At 71.7% G+C, this 19,953-nt stretch carries 17 protein-coding genes; 10 read left to right on the top strand and 7 right to left on the bottom strand.

The features are described 5' to 3' along the window. Positions 1–6: 6 nt before the first annotated feature. Both purM and MRBLMI1_RS09780 read right to left on the bottom strand, forming a co-directional pair. Positions 7–1,149: a phosphoribosylformylglycinamidine cyclo-ligase gene (purM, locus tag MRBLMI1_RS09785; RefSeq protein ID WP_367731484.1), complete on the bottom strand. Its 1,143-nt coding sequence runs from the start codon at positions 1,147–1,149 to the stop codon at positions 7–9. Positions 1,150–1,677: 528 nt separating this feature from the next. After that, on the bottom strand, positions 1,678–2,532 hold the full coding sequence (locus MRBLMI1_RS09780) for an endonuclease domain-containing protein (RefSeq protein ID WP_367731482.1): 855 nt from the start codon (positions 2,530–2,532) through the stop codon (positions 1,678–1,680). A gap of 684 nt (positions 2,533–3,216) precedes the next feature. Here MRBLMI1_RS09780 and MRBLMI1_RS09775 point away from each other — a divergent pair. Next, positions 3,217–3,828, top strand: a complete 612-nt coding sequence (locus tag MRBLMI1_RS09775; protein WP_367731480.1) for a zinc-binding alcohol dehydrogenase — start codon at positions 3,217–3,219, stop codon at positions 3,826–3,828. Positions 3,829–3,834: 6 nt separating this feature from the next. Here MRBLMI1_RS09775 and MRBLMI1_RS09770 read toward each other — a convergent pair whose 3' ends face one another. Further along, positions 3,835–4,170 (bottom strand): potassium transporter Trk, encoded by a 336-nt coding sequence (locus MRBLMI1_RS09770; RefSeq protein WP_367731478.1) that lies wholly within the window; start codon positions 4,168–4,170, stop codon positions 3,835–3,837. Between the two features lie 201 nt (positions 4,171–4,371). After that, positions 4,372–4,728 (bottom strand): sterol carrier family protein, encoded by a 357-nt coding sequence (locus MRBLMI1_RS09765; protein ID WP_367731475.1) that lies wholly within the window; start codon positions 4,726–4,728, stop codon positions 4,372–4,374. Between the two features lie 78 nt (positions 4,729–4,806). On the opposite strand from MRBLMI1_RS09765, the gene purD reads away from it, so the two are divergent. Next, positions 4,807–6,078 carry a phosphoribosylamine--glycine ligase gene (gene purD, locus MRBLMI1_RS09760; protein WP_367731471.1) on the top strand — a complete coding sequence of 424 codons (1,272 nt, stop codon included), beginning with the start codon at positions 4,807–4,809 and terminating at the stop codon, positions 6,076–6,078. 653 nt (positions 6,079–6,731) lie between these two features. Here the strand turns inward: purD and MRBLMI1_RS09755 are convergent. The 3 genes from MRBLMI1_RS09755 to MRBLMI1_RS09745 all read right to left on the bottom strand — a co-directional run bounded on the left by MRBLMI1_RS09755 (position 6,732) and on the right by MRBLMI1_RS09745 (position 10,746). Further along, the gene (locus tag MRBLMI1_RS09755; RefSeq protein WP_367731459.1) at positions 6,732–8,276 is read right to left on the bottom strand and encodes a DHA2 family efflux MFS transporter permease subunit; all 1,545 of its coding nucleotides are present in this window, start codon (positions 8,274–8,276) and stop codon (positions 6,732–6,734) included. Beyond that, positions 8,273–8,896, bottom strand: a complete 624-nt coding sequence (locus MRBLMI1_RS09750; RefSeq protein WP_367731416.1) for a PadR family transcriptional regulator — start codon at positions 8,894–8,896, stop codon at positions 8,273–8,275. The genes MRBLMI1_RS09755 and MRBLMI1_RS09750 overlap by 4 nt, the downstream gene beginning before the upstream one ends. A gap of 101 nt (positions 8,897–8,997) precedes the next feature. Next, positions 8,998–10,746 carry a BCCT family transporter gene (locus tag MRBLMI1_RS09745; protein WP_367731414.1) on the bottom strand — a complete coding sequence of 583 codons (1,749 nt, stop codon included), beginning with the start codon at positions 10,744–10,746 and terminating at the stop codon, positions 8,998–9,000. A gap of 131 nt (positions 10,747–10,877) precedes the next feature. Between MRBLMI1_RS09745 and MRBLMI1_RS09740 the strand changes: the two genes are divergently transcribed. From MRBLMI1_RS09740 to MRBLMI1_RS09705, 8 genes are all read left to right on the top strand, one after another. Beyond that, on the top strand, positions 10,878–11,777 hold the full coding sequence (locus MRBLMI1_RS09740; RefSeq protein ID WP_367731411.1) for a phosphoribosylaminoimidazolesuccinocarboxamide synthase: 900 nt from the start codon (positions 10,878–10,880) through the stop codon (positions 11,775–11,777). Between the two features lie 151 nt (positions 11,778–11,928). Then, positions 11,929–13,266 (top strand): uracil-xanthine permease family protein, encoded by a 1,338-nt coding sequence (locus MRBLMI1_RS09735; protein WP_367731409.1) that lies wholly within the window; start codon positions 11,929–11,931, stop codon positions 13,264–13,266. A 247-nt stretch (positions 13,267–13,513) separates the two neighbouring features. Further along, the gene (locus tag MRBLMI1_RS09730; RefSeq protein WP_367731407.1) at positions 13,514–14,563 is read left to right on the top strand and encodes a LacI family DNA-binding transcriptional regulator; all 1,050 of its coding nucleotides are present in this window, start codon (positions 13,514–13,516) and stop codon (positions 14,561–14,563) included. Between the two features lie 62 nt (positions 14,564–14,625). Continuing rightward, positions 14,626–15,918 (top strand): sugar ABC transporter substrate-binding protein, encoded by a 1,293-nt coding sequence (locus tag MRBLMI1_RS09725; RefSeq protein ID WP_367731405.1) that lies wholly within the window; start codon positions 14,626–14,628, stop codon positions 15,916–15,918. A 61-nt stretch (positions 15,919–15,979) separates the two neighbouring features. Beyond that, positions 15,980–16,921, top strand: a complete 942-nt coding sequence (locus MRBLMI1_RS09720; RefSeq protein WP_367731402.1) for a carbohydrate ABC transporter permease — start codon at positions 15,980–15,982, stop codon at positions 16,919–16,921. A 1-nt stretch (position 16,922) separates the two neighbouring features. Further along, positions 16,923–17,885 (top strand): carbohydrate ABC transporter permease, encoded by a 963-nt coding sequence (locus tag MRBLMI1_RS09715; RefSeq protein ID WP_367731398.1) that lies wholly within the window; start codon positions 16,923–16,925, stop codon positions 17,883–17,885. Beyond that, positions 17,882–18,820: a carbohydrate kinase family protein gene (locus MRBLMI1_RS09710; RefSeq protein ID WP_367731396.1), complete on the top strand. Its 939-nt coding sequence runs from the start codon at positions 17,882–17,884 to the stop codon at positions 18,818–18,820. Before MRBLMI1_RS09715 ends, MRBLMI1_RS09710 begins: the two co-directional genes overlap by 4 nt. 1 nt (position 18,821) lies before the next feature. Next, positions 18,822–19,796: a glycoside hydrolase family 68 protein gene (locus MRBLMI1_RS09705; RefSeq protein ID WP_367731394.1), complete on the top strand. Its 975-nt coding sequence runs from the start codon at positions 18,822–18,824 to the stop codon at positions 19,794–19,796. The last annotated feature ends 157 nt before the right edge of the window (positions 19,797–19,953 follow it).

Genomic DNA, 19,953 nt, shown 5'->3' with positions numbered 1-19,953 from the left:
GGGGTGTTATTCCGCTCCGTTCGCCGGTGCACCGGCATCCGCGTAGGTCCCGATCAAGCGCACAGCGCCGCCGTCGACGCCCTTCGCGCCCTGCTCGTACTCGCCCTCGGGGCGTGCGTCGTCGCGGACGACCCCGACCTGCCAGGTGCTGATGCCGTCGGCCTCGAGCGCCGCGATGGCGGCATCCGCGCTCTCCGGGGAGACGACGGCCAGGAATCCGATGCCCAGGTTCCAGGTGCCCTCGGTCGCGGTGAGGTCGAGACCGCCGATGTCGGCCAGCACCCGAAAGACCGGGGACGGGCTCCACGTCGACCGGTCGACGTCGACCCACGTGCCCTGCGGGAGCACGCGCGCGAGGTTCGCGGCGATGCCTCCGCCGGTGACGTGGCTGAGGGCATGGATGCCGCCGCCCACGGATCCGTCGTCGATGAGGCGCAGAAGGGGCGAGGTGTAGAGCCGCGTGGGCTCGAGGAGCGCCTCCCCCCACGTGCCGCCGAGCTCGGCCGACGCCGAGCCGTAGGCGATGCCCGCACGCGTGATGATGTGGCGCACGAGCGAGTATCCGTTGGAGTGGAGGCCGCTCGACGCGAGCGCGAGGACGACGTCGCCGCTCTTCACCCGCTCGGCGCCGAGGATGCGGTCCGCCTCGACGACACCGGTCGCGGCGCCCGCCACGTCGTAGTCGTCGATGCCGAGAAGGCCGGGGTGCTCGGCGGTCTCGCCGCCGACGAGCGCGGTGCCCGTTGCGGCGCAGCCCCGGGCGATGCCCGCGACGATGTCGGCGATGCGCTGCGGGACGACCTTGCCGCAGGCGATGTAGTCCGTCATGAAGAGCGGTCGCGCGCCCACCACGACGATGTCGTCGACGACCATGCCGACGAGGTCCTCGCCGATCGTGTCGTGCTTGTCGATCGCCTGCGCGATCGCGACCTTGGTGCCGACGCCGTCGGTGCTCGTCGCCAGCAGCGGTCGCGCGTAGTCGCGCAGCGCCGACGCGTCGAACAGGCCGGCGAAGCCGCCGACGCCTCCGAGCACCTCGGGGCCGTGCGTCCGGCGCACCGCGGACTTCATCAGTTCGACGGCGAGATCTCCAGCGGCAGTGTCGACGCCGGCAGCGGAATAGGGGTTTTCGTGGGGAGCAGAGGCCACGCGAACAGACTACCCGCGGCGGCGGATGAGTTCCGCCGGGGTGGGGGTGGGGGTGGGGGTGGGGAGGGGGTGGGGCTGGGGAGGAGATGCAGCGACGGGAGGACGACATCGGCCCACGGCATCCTCCCCTCCCGACAACTCCTCCGGAGTCGGACGCACGACCGCTGCGGCCAGGGGAGGAGATGCAGCGACCGGAGGAAGACATCGGCCCGCGGCATCCTCCCCTCCCGGCAACCCCTCCGCCGGCGACGGCCGGGGCGGACGCGCGCCGTCGCGGTCCGACGCGCGCCGGCGGAGGAAGGGAGGGGATGCACCGACGGGAGGACGGCTTCGGCCGGTGGCATCCTCCCCTCCCGACAACCCCTCCCGCCGGCGACGCGGGGGAGGACGCGCGCCGGCGGGGAGAGGAGGGGATGCAGCGACGGGAGGAGGGCTTGGGCCGGTGACATCCTCCCCACCCGACATCCCCTCCCTCCGCGACGCCCAAGAAGGAGAGGGACGAAAGGGACGCGAGGGAGACGCGGGGATTCAGCGCTGGCGGTGGAGTCCCTGGGCGATGGCGCGGGTGATGTCGTGCTGGACCGAGGGCCAGTCGTGGACGACCTGGTGGTAGCCGACCCGGATCACATGGAAGCCGTTCAGAACGAGCTGGGCGTCGTGGCGGATGTCGGCTTCGCGCTGGGCGTCGACGTGATGCCCTCCGTCGATCTGCAGGACCAACCGCTGGCCGATCAGGAAGTCGACGCGACGCCCGAGGATGACGGCCTGCGGCACGATCCGCTCGCCGAGCCAGCGCAGGCGCACGGGCACGAAGGTCTCCAGCCCGGAATCGGAGAGAGGGTCCGCCACGGCGATGAGTTCGCGCGCCGGACCGCGGAACGGCAACCGGTCGAGTGCGTACACGGTGACCAACCGCTTGTTGAGAGCGGACTCCCACACCGCGAGCGCCTGCTCGAAGGGCAGGCACGCGGCGGTCAGCGCCAGAACGTTCTCGATGGGGTCGACGAGCTCTCCCGGCGGTCGCGGAACGATGGGTGCGGCGCGGTGCACGCGCGCCGTCGCGGGCGGGTCGATGCGACCGGCATGCGCAGGAGCGGCGACATGGATGCCGCCCGGCTCGAGCACCCAGAGTCCGAGACGTTCCGCCGCGGTGACACAGGTCAGGACGACTCCCGCCCGTGCCGCGCCCACCAGCGCAGGGTCGACGTTCGGATGCGCGAGCCATCGCCGGCGAACCCGCGTCACGACGCTCGTCGCGACCGACGCGGCGACGGTCCGCTCGGAGAAGCCCGCTCGACGAGCGTCTTTCGCGAGCACGATCCCGCCGGCAGAGCGGACGAACTCGGAGAGCGACGCGACACGGCTTTCGAGTGGCGAGGGCATTGCTCCACGCTGGTGCAGATCGGGGTCTCGCCGCGGCCTCAATGTGTCAATCAGGGGACGAGAGGGGCCAAACGGCGCGTGGGGAGGAGAGGTGCGGGGCGGCGGGGGGAGGACATGCAGCGACCGGAGGACGGGATCGGCCCGTGGCATCCTCCCCGCCCGACATCCCCTCCCGCCGCAGTCGGGGCAGTACGCCGAGGCGGCGGGAGCGGCTTAGGGAGGAGGTGCAGCGATGGGAGGACGGGTTGGTCCCGCGCATCCTCCCCTCCCGACAACCCCTCCCGCTCGGCGACGGACGCACGGCGGCGGAGAGGGGAGGAGATGCAGCGATGGGAGGACGGCATGGGGCCGTGGCATCCTCCCCTCTCGACATCTCCTCCCGCCGCAGTCGGGGCAGTACGCCGAGGCGGCGGCGGCTTGAGGAGGAGATGCAGCGACCGGAGGACGGGATCGGCCCGTGGCATCCTCCCCTCCCGACATCCCCTCCCGCCGCAGCCGGGGCAGTACGCCGAGGCGGCGGGAGCGGCTTAGGGAGGAGATGCAGCGATGGGAGGACGGGTTGGTCCCGCGGCATCCTCCCCTCCCGACATCCCCTCCGGAGTCGGGCTGCGGTGGCGGACCGACTCGGGAAGGGATGCCGCAAGGGTCGAGCCCGCACCCGGTGGCGCTCCTATGATGGGCCGCATGCAGGGCGGGCAGCCGGAGTGGGTGATCCGCGAGGATGCGGCACAACCGGTGCTGCTCGCGCTCTACCTCCGTCAGGTCATCGGCATCCGGTCACCCGACGAGCTCCCGATGTTGCGCCGTGTGCCGATCAACGCGCACCCCTCGCGCTCCGAGGACGCGCAGGCGCGGCTCGAGCGGGAGTGGCGCGAGTACTGGGCGATGACGGTCGAGCCGCAGGCCCACCCGTCGCCGGTGCCGCTGGAGCTGATCGACGGCTTCGAGACGCTCGTCGCTCTTCCCTCCGCCGGTTCCGCGACCCTGCGGGAGGCGATCGCGCCGCACGCCGCCGACGCCGTCGACTTCGCCCGTCTCGCGAACTCGCGGTACACGCGGGAGGCGTCCGCCCGTCCGGGCGTGTCGTATCGCGCGTACGCCAGCGCGATCGCCGAGCACGAACGCCGGGTCGGGCGACGCGCCCACTCGTTCGAGCTGAACGTGCAGGTGCTGCCGCTGGCTCAGCGCGGCGTGTGGTGGATCGGATCGCTGACCGTCGCGGTCACGGACGGCCTCCGCGCGGACGTCGCCGCCTTCGACTCGGCGATCCATCCGATCATCGCCGAGCTGGCCTGAGCCGCCTCAGTAGCGGTAGCGCTCGTGGTCGACCGGGACGTCCCGGGTCCGCCGGCTCGACGCCCGGTCGAAGATCAGGGCGGCGATCGCACCGAGCACCATGAAGACGACCACGGAGATGAGCGCCGTGAAGCCGAACACCTGCAGCTCCGTGTAGACGACGTCCGTGTACGGGCTGATGTTCGCTCCGTCGATGGCGAAGGTCAGGATGAGCGCGACGAGGATGCCGACGAAGGCGCCCGCCGCGAGGAACACGCCGTACTTCGGTGCACGGCGCATGCGCAGCGTCACGATCTCCTCGTGGACGTACGGCTTGCGTTCGGGGGTGGGCTGCTCAGCCATGGACCCATTGTCCCACCGCCGCCGCTCCCGCGGGTCGCGGTTCTCTCGCCCGTGAGGTTGTCTCACGCGCGGCGGAGGGGGCGCGCGAGATCACGCGTTCTCGCCGAGAGCACACGCTCCGGGCGTACGGAACGTGTGATCTCGGCGCGGCCGACCGAGCGGAGCGACCGAGCAGCCGAGCGGCCCGACGGCGCGGGCGGGTCAGGGACGCAGCGGCAGGAGATGGCTCAGGTCGGCGCGGACGCCGGAGGCGGTGATGCGGCCGGAGGCGGCGGCATCCATCCAGTTCTCCTGCCCCGTGGCGACGGCGATCCAGGTCGCGGCGTCGGTCTCGACGACGTTCGGCGGGGTCCCGCGGGTGTGCCGCGGCCCCTCGATCACCTGGACCGCTCCGAACGGCGGCACCCGCATCTCGACGGAGTTGCCGGGGGCCTTCTCGACGAGGAGCTGCAGGAGGTAGCGCACGGCGGTCGCGGTGGCGGCGCGGGGGGCGTCTCCGGCGGCGACGGCGGCGAGCGCTGCGCGGCCGTCACCCGTCTCGATGCGGCGAGGAGGCATGGCATCCACGGTACCCGCGTGGCGGCAGCGGCATCCCGCTGAGCCGGGAAGGACTGCGCCGGTCGATAGGCTGGCCGCGTGAGAATCCTGGTCCTCGGTTCGGGCGCGCGCGAGCACGCCATCATCCTCGCCCTGCGCTCCGAGGAGGCCTCGCACGCGATCTACGCGGCCCCCGGCAATGCCGGCATCGCCCGCGACGCACACCTCGTCGACCTCGACGCGAACGACCCCGCCGCGGTCACCGCGTTCGCGAAGGACCAGGCGATCGACCTCGTCGTCATCGGCCCAGAGGCGCCGCTCGTCGCCGGTGTCGCCGACGCCGTCCGCGAGCGCGGCATCCCGGTGTTCGGGCCCGGTAAGGCCGCCGCCCAGCTCGAGGGCTCCAAGACGTACGCGAAGCGGATCATGGATGCCGCCGGCGTCCCCACCGGCCGGGCGATGCGCGCCCACGATCTCGTGGGAGTCGAGGCGGCCCTCGACGAGCTCGGCGCGCCGCACGTGGTGAAGGCCGACGGACTGGCCGCCGGCAAGGGCGTCATCGTCACCTCCGACCGCGCCTCGGCCCTCGCCCACGCGGAGACGTACCTGCCCAGCGGCGGGGTCCTCATCGAGGAGTTCCTCTCCGGACCGGAGGTCTCGCTCTTCTTCCTCAGCGACGGCGACCGCGTCCTCCCTCTCAGCCCGGCCCAGGACTTCAAGCGCCTGCGCGACGGCGACGAGGGCCCGAACACGGGCGGCATGGGCGCGTACTCCCCACTGCCGTGGCTGACGGAGCGCTTCGGCGGCGAGCAGGAGTTCGTCGACCAGGTCACCCGCGAGGTGGCCGAGCCGGTCATCAGGCAGATGGATGCCGAGGGCACCCCCTTCATCGGCCTCCTGTACGCCGGGCTCATCCTCACCGAGCAGGGGGTGAAGGTCATCGAGTTCAACGCCCGCTTCGGCGACCCGGAGACCCAGGTCGTCCTGCCGCGTCTGATCGACCCGCTGTCGGAGCTGCTCCTCGCGGCGGCATCCGGGACCCTCGACACCCACCCGCGACCGGCGTTCGCCGAGGCGACCGCCGTGACGGTGGTCCTGGCGAGCGAGGGCTATCCGGAGGCGCCGCTGACCGGCCGCGTTCTCACCGGCGTCGACGAGGCCGAAGAGGTCGACGGCGTGCACGTCGCCCACGCCGCGACGGCCCGTCGCGAGAACGACCTGCTCGCCACCGGCGGTCGCGTGCTGAACGTCGTCGCCCTCGGCACCACGTTCCGCGAGGCGCGCACGGCGGCCTACGAGGGGATCGAGCGCATCGGCCTCGAGGGCGGCCAGTACCGCACCGATATCGCCGCACGCGTCGTCGAGGACTGACCCCGGACCGCCGCGGCGGGCGGCGCCGTCGGCGGGCACCGCGTCGGCGGGCGCCGCGTCGGCGGGCGCCGCGACGGCGGGCGGAGGAGATGTCGGCGGCGGAGGACCGAACCCGGACCGAGCGTCCTCCCTCCGCGGCATCCCCTCCCCTCCCCACACGCGCCGGTGACGGCGGGCGGAGGAGATGTCGGCGGCGGAGGACCGAACCCGGACCGAGCGTCCTCCCTCCGCGACATCCCCTCCCCCACGCGCCGCGACGGCGGACGGAGGAGATGTCGACAGCGGAGGATTGAACCCGCACCGGGCGTCCTTCCCCCGCGGCATCCCTTCCCCTCCCCACACGCACCGGTGACCGCGGGCGGAGGAGATGTCGGCAGCGGAGGACCCAACCCCGACCGGGCGTCCTCCCCCCACGGCATCCCCTCCCCCACGCCCCGCGACGGCGGGCGGAGGAGATGTCGACAGCGGAGGACAGAACCTGGACCGGGCGTCCTCCCTCCGCGGCATCCCCTCCCCCACGCCCCGCGTCGGCGGGCGGAGGAGATGCCGGCAGCGGAGGACCGAACCCGGACCGAGCGTCCTCCCCCCGCGGCATCCCCTCCCCCGGACGACGAAGGGAGGGGATGCCACACCCCCTCCCTTCGCTCTGGTCGCTACTCCCCCGCGGTGACGGGAGCGGCCGGGACGGCCTCCCGGGGCGCGCCGTGGGGGCGGATCATCGACGGACGTCGCATGAACAGCACCGCAAGCAGGCCGACGGCGATCACCACGGCCGGCAGGACCAGCGCCTGGCCCATCGCGGTCGAGAAGCCCTCGACGATCTGCGGGGGCAGCGAGCCCGAGCCGAAGCTCTCCGTGGCGTCGCCGGCACCGGGCAGGTTCGCCTCGAGGCGGGACTGCATGAAGGCGGCGATGGATGCCGAGCCGATGACGGAGCCGACGGTCCGGGTGGTGTTGTAGATGCCCGCGCCGGCACCGGCCTGCCGCGGGGGCAGATTGCGCGTCGCGGTGGTCGCGAGCGGTCCCCACATGCCCGCGTTGCCGACGCCCATGAGCGCGGACGGGATGAGGAAGGCCCAGATGGGCGCGTCGTTCAGGATCAGCGCGATGTAGAGCCCGAGGGACCCGCCGACCAGGAGAAGGCCGGGGATGAGGAGGAACCGCGGGTCCGTCCGGTCGAGGAGCTTGCCCGCGAACGGGGCGAGCGCGCCCGAGAGGATCGCGAGCGGGATCAGCAGCAGCGCGGACTGCGTGGGGGTGAGCCCGCGGGCCAGCTGCAGGTAGAACATCTGCGGCAGGGCCATGCTCGTGACCGTGAAGCCGACCGTGGCGATCGCGAGGTTCGCGACCGAGAAGTTGCGGTCGCGGAACAGCGCGAGCGGGACGAGCGGCTCACCCTTGCTGCGGGCCTGCGTCCAGATGAACACCGCCATGACCGCGATGCCGGCGACGACCATGACCCAGATCCACGCCGCCCAGGAGTAGTGCTCGCCCTCCTGCAGCCCGAACACGATGAGGAACAGGCCCAGGGCGCTGAGGACGACGCCGAGGATGTCGAACTGGTGCGACGTGCGCGGCAGCTGGGGCACGAGGACGAGCGCGGCGATGAAGCCGATGATGCCGACGGGGATGTTGATGAAGAAGATCCACTCCCACCCGAGGCCGTCGACGAGCAGGCCGCCCGCGAGCGGACCCACGAGCACCGCGACGCCGGCGGTCGCGCCCCACAGGCCCATCGCGGCGCCTCGGCGCTGCGGCGGGAACGTGCGGGTGATGACGGCCATCGTCTGGGGCGTCACGAGCGCGGCGCCGAGGCCCTGGACGGCGCGGGCGACGATGAGCATCTCCAGCGACGTCGACAGGCCGCAGGCGAGGGAGGCGAGGGTGAACAGCGCCAGGCCGATGAGGTAGATGTTCTTCGGCCCGAAGCGGTCGCCGAGACGACCGGTGATGAGCAGCGGCACCGCGTAGGTGAGCAGGTAGGCGCTCGTGACCCACACGACGTTGTCGAGGTTGCCGGTGTCCGGGTCGAGGGCCGCCTTGATGGCCGGGTTGGCCACGGACACGATCGTGGTGTCGACCAGGATCATGAAGAACCCGATGACGAGGGCCCAGAGGGCCGGCCACGGGCTGCGCGCGGGGGTCCGGAAGGACCCGGTGGAGGGGGATGCCGCCGAGGCGGCGCGAGAGTCGGTCATGGGGTGGTCTCCTTCGAGACGCGATGCTTCTGACGGATGTGGTCGGGGATCTCGGCAAGGCCCCACGGGAGGGACCGATCGGCGAGACGGGCGCGCAGGGAGTCCTGCCACGCCACCTCCGCGTCGAGGAGGGCGGACTGCCGCTGCAGCTCGACGAGGAACTGTTCGGGGACGCCGCGTCCGGCGGCTCCCTCGAGACCGGAACGGTGCTCGTCGACGGAGGCGACGAGCAGCGCGCGGCGCTGGTCGAGCAGGGCGACGACCTCGTCGCGCTCGAGATTGTGCGCCTCCGACAGGGCGACGCGGAACTCGCTGGGCCGCTCGATCTGCGGCAGCTCGACGCGCACCCACTCCTCGACCGCCCGGTGGCCGGCGGGGAGGACACGGTAGGTGGTGCGCTCCGGGCGGTTGCCCTCGCGGTCCACACCGGCCTCCTCGAGCAGGCCGTCCCGTTCGAGGCGCGCGACGGTGTGGTAGATCGTCCCCTTCTGCAGCGGGACGAGCCGGTCGTCCCGGCGTTCACGCAGGAGGCGCATGAGCTCGTAGGTGTGCATGTCGCCCTCGCGCAGGGTCGCGAGGATCATGACCGCGAGCGGGGTGAGACGAGAGGCGTCCGGCATCCATCCCCCTCATGGTCCATGTCGACTAGTCCACATGGACTATACACCCACGCGCACGAGTCCACGGGCCCGGCCGCACACGCCTGATCCGGGGAGAGGGGTCAGTCGGAGGGCGTGGATGCCACCGGGGTGGCATCCGTCCGCTCCCCTGCCGCGTCCGGAGTCGCCGCCGCCTCCCGCCGGCGCCGCCAGCGCGCGGGGATGCCGAAGATTCCGCGCTCGTTGGGCTCCTCGACCTCGAGGCCGTAGTGCGCGCCGATCGCGTCGCGCAGCTGGGCGCGCTCGGCGCGGTCGTACGCGCGCAGCTCCCGGCGGAAGGCCGTCACGGTCGCCCAGCAGATCGCGAGCAGCACGAGGCTGAACGGCAGGGCGATGCTGATCGCCGCGGTCTGCAGGGCGGTCAGTCCGCCCGCCAGCAGGAGCGCGAAGGCGATGAGCGACGTGGCGAGCGTGAAGAAGACGCGCACCCAGCGCTTCGGCTCCTCCTCGCCGCCGGTGGCGATCATCCCCATCACGAGGGCGCCCGAGTCGGCGGAGGTGACGAAGAAGATGCCGATGAGGATGACGAAGCCGATCGACAGGGGCACGGTGCCGGGAACGCCCTCGAGCATCTGGAAGAGCGCCGTCGAGACGATGACGGAGCCGTCCGCGCCGACGAGCGAGACCGTGCCGGTCAGCTCGCCGTAGATCGCGGTGCCGCCGAGGACGGTGAACCACAGGATGCCGACGAGGGTGGGCACCAGGATGACGCCGGTCACGAACTCGCGCACGGTGCGACCGCGCGAGATGCGCGCGATGAAGATGCCGACGAAGGGCGCCCACGAGATCCACCAGCCCCAGTAGAACGCCGTCCACGCCCCCTGCCACGCGACGCCGTCCTCGCCGGAGTAGGCGCTCGTGGTGAAGGAGAGCCCGATGAAGTTCTGGATGTAGTTGCCGATGGACTGCACGACGTCGCGCAGCAGGAACTCGGTCGGCCCGGTGAAGAGCAGGTACAGCATCAGCACGCCCGCGAGGACGAGGTTGATGTTGGAGAGCCACTTCATCCCGCGGCCGACGCCGGAGAGGACCGAGAACAGGACGAAGCCGGTGATGATGCCGACGATGACGGCCTGGCTGATCACCGACGGCGAGACGACGTTCAGGAACTCGAGGCCGGCGCTGATCTGGATGACGCCGAGACCGAGCGACGTCGCGACGCCGAAGAGCGTGCCGACGAGGGCGGCCACGTCGACGGCATTTCCCCATGCGCCCTGCACGAGGCGGGCGCCGAGGATCGGCTCGAGCGCCCAACGGATGGTGCGCGGGCGGCGACGGCGGTGGAACGCGTAGGCCAGGGCGAGGCCGATGACGACGTAGATGGACCAGGCGTGCACTCCCCAGTGCAGGAACGTCTGCGACATCGCCTGCTGCGCCACCTGCGCCGGCGTCCCCTCGACGCCCGGCCGTGGTTCGAGGAAGTGGCTCAGCGGTTCACTCACCCCGTAGAACACGAGACCGATGCCCATCCCCGCGGCGAACAGCAGCGAGAACCACGACATCGTGGAGAACTCCGGCTCGTCGTCGTCCTGCCCGAGCTTGATCGAGCCGAACCGGCTGAAGCCCATGACGAGGGCGAACACGACGAAGAACGCGGCGATCAGGACGTAGTACCAGGTGAAGGTCGACACGATCGTCGTCTGCACGGCGCTGAACGTCGCCTCGGCGGCGGCGGGGAAGATCATGGCGAAGGCGATGAAGGCCAGCGCGATCCCCGCGGCGGGCCAGAACACCCATCCCCGGATGGTCTTGTGCCGACTGCCCGCGTGCGGGTCGATGGCCGTGGCAGCGGGCGACGAGTTCTCGCTCATGCCTCCACGCTAACGAGGGGGCGGGCGGGCTCCCAGGGACAGGCGCGCGGAACCGCGATGTGACACAATCCGGCCGCCCGGGCGGCATCCGGGATCCGTGCACACCCCCGGCGGGACGCCATAATGTCTGGGTGACCCCCGCTCCCCCGCTCGAGCTCCCCGGATGGCGCCACGTCTACTCCGGCAAGGTGCGCGACCTGTTCGTCCCGGCCGACACGGCGGAGGGCGCGGACCCGGCGCACCTCCTCGTCGTCGCCAGCGACCGCGTCAGCGCGTTCGATCACGTCCTCGCCCCGGGCATCCCCGGGAAGGGCGAGCTCCTCACCCGGCTGAGCATGTGGTGGTTCGACCGCCTCGCCGGAGCCGACGGCGGACGCCCCGTCCCGAACCATCTCGTCGACGGCGTCGAGGTCCCCGCGGAGGTGCGGGGGCGCGCGATGCTCGTCCGCTCGCTCGATATGCAGCCGATCGAGTGCGTCGTCCGCGGCTACCTGACCGGCTCCGGCTGGGCGGAGTACCAGACGCACGGCACGGTCTGCGGCATCCCGCTGCCCGACGGCCTGAACGACGGCGACCGCCTGCCCGAGCCGCTGTACACCCCGGCGTTCAAGGCCCCGATGGGCGAGCACGACGAGAACATCACGTTCGAGCGCTCCGTCGAGCTCGTCGGCGCGGAGACCGCGACCGCGCTGCGCGACCTGTCGCTCGAGATCTACCGCCGGGCCGCGGCCACGGCGGAAGAGCGCGGCCTCATCCTCGCCGACACCAAGTTCGAGTTCGGCTTCGACGCCGACGGCGTCCTCACCCTGGCCGACGAGGTGCTGACCTCCGACTCGTCCCGATACTGGGATGCCGCGGCCTGGCGGTCCGGGACCACCCCGGCCGAGCGCATGGCGAGCTTCGACAAGCAGATCGTCCGCGACTGGCTCGCCGCCCACTGGGACAAGCAGGGGACGCCGCCCGCGCTGCCGGACGACGTCGTGGAGCGGACCCGCGAGCGGTACGCCCGCCTGCTCGACCTCCTGACCTGACCCGCCCCGCCCGCCCCGCGGCCGCCCCGCCCCTCCCTCGCCGTCGAGATCACGCGATCTCGCCGAGAGCACACGGTCGGGAGCGACGGAGCGTGTGCTCTCGCCGGGATCACGTGATCTCGGCGGCATCCATCCCTCGAAAAGGAGCCCCATGTTCTCGTGGAAGCTGCACGGCGACGGCCGGACCGTCGAGCCCGGGGCCGTCGTCGGCCCGTCCGAACGGCTGAACTGGGGCGCCACCGTCGCCATCGGTCTGCAGCACGTCATCGCCATGTTCGGCGCGACGTTCCTCGTGCCGGTCCTCACCGGCTTCCCGGTCTCGACGACGCTGCTGTTCTCGGGCGTGGGCACCCTGCTCTTCCTGCTGGTGACGCGGAACCGCCTCCCCAGCTACCTCGGATCGTCGTTCGCGTTCATCGCCCCGGTCACCGCGGCCACCGCGACCGCCGGCATGGGCTCGGCGCTCGCCGGCATCGTCGCCGTGGGCGTGCTGCTCGCGGCCATCGGCGTGCTCGTGCAGTTCGTCGGCCTGCAGTGGGTCGACCGCGTGATGCCGCCCGTCGTCGCGGGGGCGATCGTCGCGCTCATCGGCTTCAACCTCGCACCGGTGGCGTGGCAGAGCTTCCAGCAGCAGCCGCTGCCCGGCACGATCACCCTCGTCGCCGTCATCCTGTTCAGCGTGCTGTTCCGCGGCTTCCTCGGGCGCATCTCGATCTTCCTCGGCGTCATCATCGGCTACGCCGCGACCGTGCTGCTGCAGCTCACCACCGGCGAGCAGCTCATCGACTTCGCCGCCGTCGGCGCGGCCCCGTGGCTCGGGCTGCCGACCTTCGAGGTGCCGGACTTCGCCTCTCCCCGCACCTGGTCGGTCATCGCCATGTTCCTCCCGGTGGTGCTCGTGCTCGTCGCCGAGAACGTCGGTCACGTCCGCGGCGTCGCGGCGATGACGGATGCCACGGTGAACCGCTCCACCGGACGCGCGCTCATCGCGGACGGCGCGGCCACCACCCTCGCGGGCGCGTTCGGCGGATCGGGCACCACGACGTACGGCGAGAACATCGGCGTGATGGCCGCGACCCGCGTGTACTCGACGGCGGTCTACTGGATCGCCGGCCTGACCGCGATCCTGCTGAGCCTGTCGCCGAAGGTCGGCGCCGTGTTCAACACCATCCCGCCGGGGGTGCTCGGCGGCGTGACCACCGCGCTGTACGGCCTCATCGGGATCATCGGCATCAAGATCTGGGTGGACAACCGCGTCGACTTCTCGCGCCCGGTCAACCAGTACACCGGCGCCGTCGCCCTCGTGCTCGCGATCGCCGGGTTCTCGATGCAGTGGGGCGACTTCCAGCTGGGCGCGATCGTGCTCGGCTCCGTCGCGGCCCTCGTCATCTACCACCTCGGCAACGCGATCGCCCGCGCCCGCCGGACCGGTGCCGACGACGGCGGGCCCATCCCCGCGGTCGGCCCCCTGGGCGGCGACCCGCGCTAGCGGCATCCCCCTCCCGCCGGCCCGCCCGCTCGGTCCGCGCCGCCCCGCCGCGCGCCCGGGCCGGGCGGTGTCGGGCCGCGGGCCGTCGACGGCGCGAGGCGCTTCGGCGGCGCCGAGGGATGCCACGGGGCACCGTTGCGCGACCGTTACTTGACAGCGGGGGACGGCAGACCTCACACTGATTTCGGTCGCTGATAAATCGGTTTATCAGCAAGGTAAATCGATTATCCAATGAGGGGTGAGACGGATGGCCCGAGTACGCATCGCGGACGTCGCGCGAGCAGCGGGAGTGTCCCCCGCAACCGTCTCCCTCGTTCTGAACGACGCCGAGTCCCGCATCTCGAGCGAGACCAAGGACCGTGTCCGCCGCGTCGCCGACGAGGTCGGCTACTCCCCCAACCCGATCGCCCGCAGCCTCCGCACCCGCGTGACCGGCACGATCGGCCTCGTCTCGGACCGGATCGCCACGACCCCGTTCGCCGGCCGCATGCTCGCCGGAGCCCAGGAGGTCGCGCGCGAGAACAGCCGCCTCGTCATCCTGGTCGACACCGACGGGCACCCCGAGATCGAGTCGGACGCCATCTCCACGCTCGTCAACCACCGCGTCGACGGCATGGTCTACGCCTCCATGTACCACCGGGTCATCCCCGCGCCCGCGGGCCTGCCCGCCGGAACGGTGTTCCTGGACTGCCGCCCCGAGAACGGCGGCTACCCGGCCGTCGTCCCCGACGACTACGCCGGCGGTCGCGCGGCCGCGCAGGAGCTCGTCGACGCCGGCCACCGGCGCATCGCGTACATCGACGACGGCGACGACGACCGTCCGATCGCCGCGCAGCTGCGCCTCGAGGGCTACCGCGACGTCCTCGTCGAGGCCGGCATCACCCCCGACCCCGCGCTGCGCGTGTTCGCCCAGACCTCCGCGGCCGGAGGCCAGGCGGCGATCGTCGCGCTCATGAGCCTCCCCGAGGACCAGCGCCCCACCGGCGTCTTCGCCTTCAACGACCGCATCGCGGCCGGTGTCGTCATGTGGGCGCACCGTCACGGCATCCGGATCCCCGAGGACCTGTCGGTGGTCGGTTACGACGACCAGCAGCTCATCGCGGCGGAGCTGGACCCGCCGCTCACCACCGTCTCGCTCCCTCACGCGGCCATGGGCCGCTGGGCCATGGAGGTCGCCCTCGGCCTCCGCGAGGCCTCCGACTCCCCCCACCTCATGGACTGCCCGATCGTTCGTCGGGCTTCCGTCGGCCCTCCCGCGCTCCTCGGCAGCGCGCGGGACTCCAGGACCACGGACTGACGCCGCCCACGCGGCCCCTCACGATGGCGACAGCGATGTCGCCGCACACCGAAAGGAACACGATGAAGAAGTCCTTCATCCCGCTCGCCGCCACGGGCGTCGCTGCCGCGCTGGTGCTGACCGGCTGCGGTCAGGCCGGTCAGGGCGGTGCCACCACCGAGGACGGCAAGACCGTGCTGACGATGTGGACGCACTCCGCGGGCAACCCCGCCGAGCTCGCCGTCTACGAGAAGATCATCAGCGAGTTCAATGCCTCGCAGGACACCTACATGGTCAAGACCGAGTCGTTCCCGCAGGGCGCGTACAACGACGCGATCGTGGCGGCCGCCGCCTCCGGCGACCTCCCCTGCCTGCTCGACCTGGACGGCCCGATCATGCCGAACTGGGCGTGGGCCGACTACCTGCAGCCGCTGAACATCTCCACCGACATCACCGACAAGCTGCTCCCCACCGCGGTCGGCACCTACGACGGCGAGATCTACTCGGCCGGGTACTGGGACGCCGCCCTCGGCATCTTCGCCCGCAAGTCGGTCCTGGATGCCAACGGCATCCGCATCCCGTCCATCGAGGAGCCCTGGGACGAGGCGGAGTTCGACGCCGCCCTCGCCACGCTGAAGGCCGCCGGCTACGAGACCCCGATCGACATCGGCGCCGAGGACAAGGGCGAGTGGTGGCCCTACGCCTACTCCCCCTTCCTGCAGAGCTTCGGCGGCGACCTCATCGACCGCGACACCATGCTGTCCGCGGACGGCGCCCTGAACGGACCGGATGCCGTGAAGTTCGGCGAGTGGTTCCAGAAGCTGTTCACCGACGGGTACGCGAACAGCGGCGGCACGGTGGGCAACCAGGAGTTCGTCGACGGCACGGTCGCCCTCAGCTACACGGGCGTCTGGAACGGTCTCGCCGCGGTGGACGCCGCCGGCGACGACCTGCTGATCCTCCCGCCGCCGGACCTCGGCAACGGGCCCAAGATCGGCGGCGGCTCGTGGCAGTGGGGCATCTCGTCCTCGTGCAACGACGCGGACGGCGCCCGCGAGTACCTCGAGTTCAGCTTCAACGACGAGTACATCACCCAGTTCGCCGACGAGCAGCTCGTCATCCCGGCCACCGAGGCCGCGACCGAGGCGTCGAAGTACTTCAACTCCACCGACGGCGCGCTGCGTCCGTTCGCGGAGTTCTCGAAGGAGTACGCGGTGCTGCGTCCCGAGACCCCCGCGTACGCGGTGATCTCGACCACGTTCGAGACCGCGGCCAAGGACATCATGAACGGCGCCGACGTGCAGTCGGCCCTGGATGCCGCGGTCACCGAGATCGACACCAACATCGAGTCCAACGACGGCTACGGCGCGAACTGACGCCGCGTCAGCGGTGGGGACCCGCCCGGGTCCCCACCGCACCCCGCGAAAGAAGAACCTGATGACCGTGTCACCTCCGGTCGCCGCGGCGGAGCAGCCGCGTCGATCCCTGAGCCGCTTCCGCTCCGCGCGCGGCCGCGAGACGTGGGCGGGCCTGGCGATGATGGCGCCCGCCGCCGTCCTCCTCCTGCTCTTCCTCATCGTCCCGGTGCTGCTGGCGTTCACGCTGTCGTTCACGAACGCCCGCCTCATCTCCCCGAACCCACCGCGGTTCGTCGGCCTCGACAACTTCCTCCGGGCCTTCACCGCCGACCCGGTCTTCCTGCAGTCGGCGCTCAACACCTTCCTGTTCGCCCTGGTGGTCGTCCCGGTGCAGGCCGGCCTCGGCCTCTTCCTGGCGATCCTCGTCAACCAGCGCCTGCGCGGCACGACCTTCTTCCGCGTGGTGTTCTTCGTCCCCGTCGTGACCTCGATCGTCGTCGTGTCGATCCTCTGGCGCTTCATGTACCAGAGCGACGGCCTGATCAACTCGATGATCGACACGCTCACGCTCGGCGCCCTGCAGGGCGCGGACTGGCTGAACGATCCGAGCACCGCCCTCGGCGCGATCATCGTGCTGTCGATCTGGCAGGCCGTGGGCTTCCACATGATCATCTGGCTCGCCGGGCTGCAGACCATCCCCGAGGAGCTCTACGAGGCCGCCCGGATGGACGGGGCGAGCCGCTGGCGCCAGTTCACCAACGTCACCTGGCCGGGCCTGCGCCCCACCATGGTCTTCGTCCTGGTGACGATCACCATCGCCGCCCTCGGGCTGTTCGTCCAGGTCGACGTCATGACGCAGGGCGGCCCGCTCAACTCGACCTCCACGGTCGTGTTCCACGCGGTGCGCAAGGGCTACGAGCAGCAGGAGATCGGCTATGCCGCCGCCATCTCGCTCCTGTTCTTCGTCGCCGTGCTGATCATCGCCCTCATCCAGCGCTGGCTCACCCGAGAGAAGAACTGACATGACCGGCATCCTCGAGCGCCCGTCGCGCGCCACGCGCCCGCACCGCTCCCCGCGCTCGGCCGCGCCCGCCCGTCCGCGCACCCGCACGGCCGAGGGCCGGACGGGCCGCATCCTCACCTACGTGTCGATGTCGGTCCTGGCCGTGTTCTTCCTGTTCCCGCTCGTCTTCATGTTCGTCTCGAGCCTGAAGCCCGACGCGCAGATCCTGCAGGACATCGACTCCCCCGCCGCGTTCCTGCCGACGGGTGACATCAGCCTGGACAACTACTTCGGCGTCTTCGAGCGTGTGCCGGTGGGGCAGTTCCTGTTCAACTCGATCCTCGTCACCGTCCTGACGGTGGGTCTCGGCCTGATCGTGAACTCGCTCGCCGGCTTCGCCCTCTCCCGCCTGCGGTGGAAGGGACGCGTCGTCGTCCTCGCCCTCGTCATCGCGACGCTCATCGTCCCCTTCGAGACGATCGCGGTCCCGATGGTCTACTGGGTCAACCAGCTGCCCACCCTCGTCATGGAGGGCGGCCTGTTGAAGTACGACTTCGGCTGGCTGAACACCTACCAGGTGCAGATCGTGCCGTTCATCGCGAACGCCTTCTCGATCTTCCTGTTCGCGCAGTACTTCTCGACGATCCCCACCTCCCTCGACGAGGCGGCGCGCATCGACGGGGCGAGCTGGTTCACCATCTACCGCCGCATCATCGTCCCCCTGTCTGGTCCGGCGTTCGCGACGGTGGCGATCCTCACCTTCCTGCCGGCGTGGAACCAGTACCTCTGGCCGCTGATGGTCGTCCAAAAGGAGGAGCTGCGTCCCGTCATGGTCGGCATGCAGTACTTCTTCCAGCTCAACACCGCCTGGGGCGAGGTCATGGCCTACACGTCCCTCATCACCCTCCCCGTTCTGATCGTGTTCCTGGTCTTCCAGCGCGCATTCGTCAGCAGCATCGCCGCGAGCGGGGTCAAGGGATGAGCAGCGAGCTCGATGTCGTGGTCCTCGGCGAGGCGCTGATCGACATCGTCACCACTTCCGCCGGGGCGGCCGAGCGCCCCGGCGGGAGCCCTGCCAACGTCACGGTCGCCCTCGGCCGGCTCGGGCGTCGCGCCGCTCTCGTGGCCCGCGTCGCCCCCGACGAGCGCGGGCGCGTCCTGGAGGAGTGGCTGGCGGCATCCGGGGTCTCCCTGCACTCCGCGGGGGCACCGGCCCGCACGGCGACCGCCCGCGCCGTGATCGACGGGAACGGGGATGCCGCCTACGACTTCGACATCGACTGGGTGCTGCCGACGCCCGTCGAGGTCCCGGCCGCCCGGATCTTCCACACCGGCTCCGTCGCGGCCACGCTCGCTCCCGGGGCGGACGAAGTGCGCGCCGCCGCCCAGCGCGCCCGTTCCACCGCTCTCGTGAGCTACGACCCGAACATCCGCCCGGCGCTGACCGCCGGCGTGGAGGACGCCCGCGCGCGCGTCGAGGCGATCGTCGCGCTGAGCGACGTCGTGAAGGCCAGCGCGGAGGACGCGGAGTGGCTCTACCCCGGCGTCCCCGCCGTCGAGGTCGCGCGCGCCTGGGTCGCCCGCGGCGCCGGACTCGCCGTCATCACCGACGGCGGAGAAGGTTCCCTCGGCGTGACCGCGCACGGGCACGTCGAGATCCCCGCCGTCGCGACCCGCGTCGTCGACACCGTCGGCGCCGGCGACACCTTCATGGGAGCGCTGCTCGACGGCATCCTGGACCTTTCCGGCGACGTCGAGGACATGCGCGCCGCCGTCCGCGCCCTCGACGACGCCTCCCTGCCACCCCTCCTCCACCGCGCCGCGATCGCCGCAGCGATCACGGTCGGACGCGAGGGCATGGACCCCCCGACCCGACAAGACCTGCAGCGCAGCGCTGCACCGAAAGAGAGTGCCTGACGTGTTCGACCTCGCCGACTCCTACGTGTGGGATTTCTGGTTCGCCGACGACGGCGACGAGTTCCACCTGTTCTTCCTCTACGCCTCGCGCGCCCTGCACGACCCGGAGGACCGCCACTACCGCGCGTCGATCGGGCACGCCGTCTCGACCGATCTCGTGTCATGGGAGCGCGTCGCCGACGCCCTCGTCCGCGGCGGGGTCGACGACTTCGACGCGCTGGCCACCTGGACCGGCTCGACGGTCCGCCGCCAGGACGGCACCTGGTTCCTCTTCTACACCGGCTCGCGCCTGGGCGACGACGGCCGCAACGTGCAGCGCGTCGGCTACGCCACCAGTGACGACCTCTACACGTGGCACAAGAACCCGGCCAACCCGGTACTGGAGGCCGACGGCATCCACTACGAGCGCCTCGACTCCACCCAGTGGCACGACGAGGCGTTCCGCGACCCGTGGGTCTTCGCCGACCCGAACGGCGACGGCTGGCACATGTACGTGACCGCCCGCGCCACGCACGGCTCGCTCAACGGCCGCGGTGTCGTCGCGCACGCGGTGTCGCCGGACCTCGAGCGGTGGGAGCTCCGCCCGCCCGTCAGCGAACCCTCGGACGAGGGCTTCGGTCAGCTCGAGGTCACCCAGGTCGAGGAGGTCGACGGCCGCGCGGTGCTGCTGTTCTCGTGCATGCCCGCGCAGGCGACCGAGGCGGTCCGCGTCCGCCACCCGCGCGGCGCCGTGTGGGCCGTACCGGCCGACAGCGTGCTCGGTCCGTTCGACATCTCCGCCGCGCAGCCGATCACCGACGACGACCTGTACGTCGGTCGCCTGATCCGCGACCGCTCCGGAGCGTGGCAGCTGCTCGCGTTCCGCAACGTCGGTCCGACCGGCGGCTTCGTCGGGGGGATCACCGACCCGTTGCCGGTGGGTTGGGACGGCGATCGCCTCGTCGTCGCACAGTCTGCGGGGGTGCTGACCGCCTGAGGCGCCCCTCCCGGCGCGCCGCCCCGGGGGGGGGGGGGGGGGGGGGGGGGGGGGGGGGGGGGGCCGGGGGGGGGACGCCGCGGCCGGCCCGCCCCCCCGGTCCGGGGGGGCGGGGGGGTGTGGGCCGGGGGGCCGCCGGCGGGGGGGGGGGCCGGGG

Source organism: Microbacterium sp. LMI1-1-1.1 (assembly GCF_040815675.1).
Taxonomy (GTDB): domain Bacteria; phylum Actinomycetota; class Actinomycetes; order Actinomycetales; family Microbacteriaceae; genus Microbacterium.
Note: the sequence above shows the minus strand (reverse complement) of the source record. Positions and strands in the feature narration are given on the sequence as shown.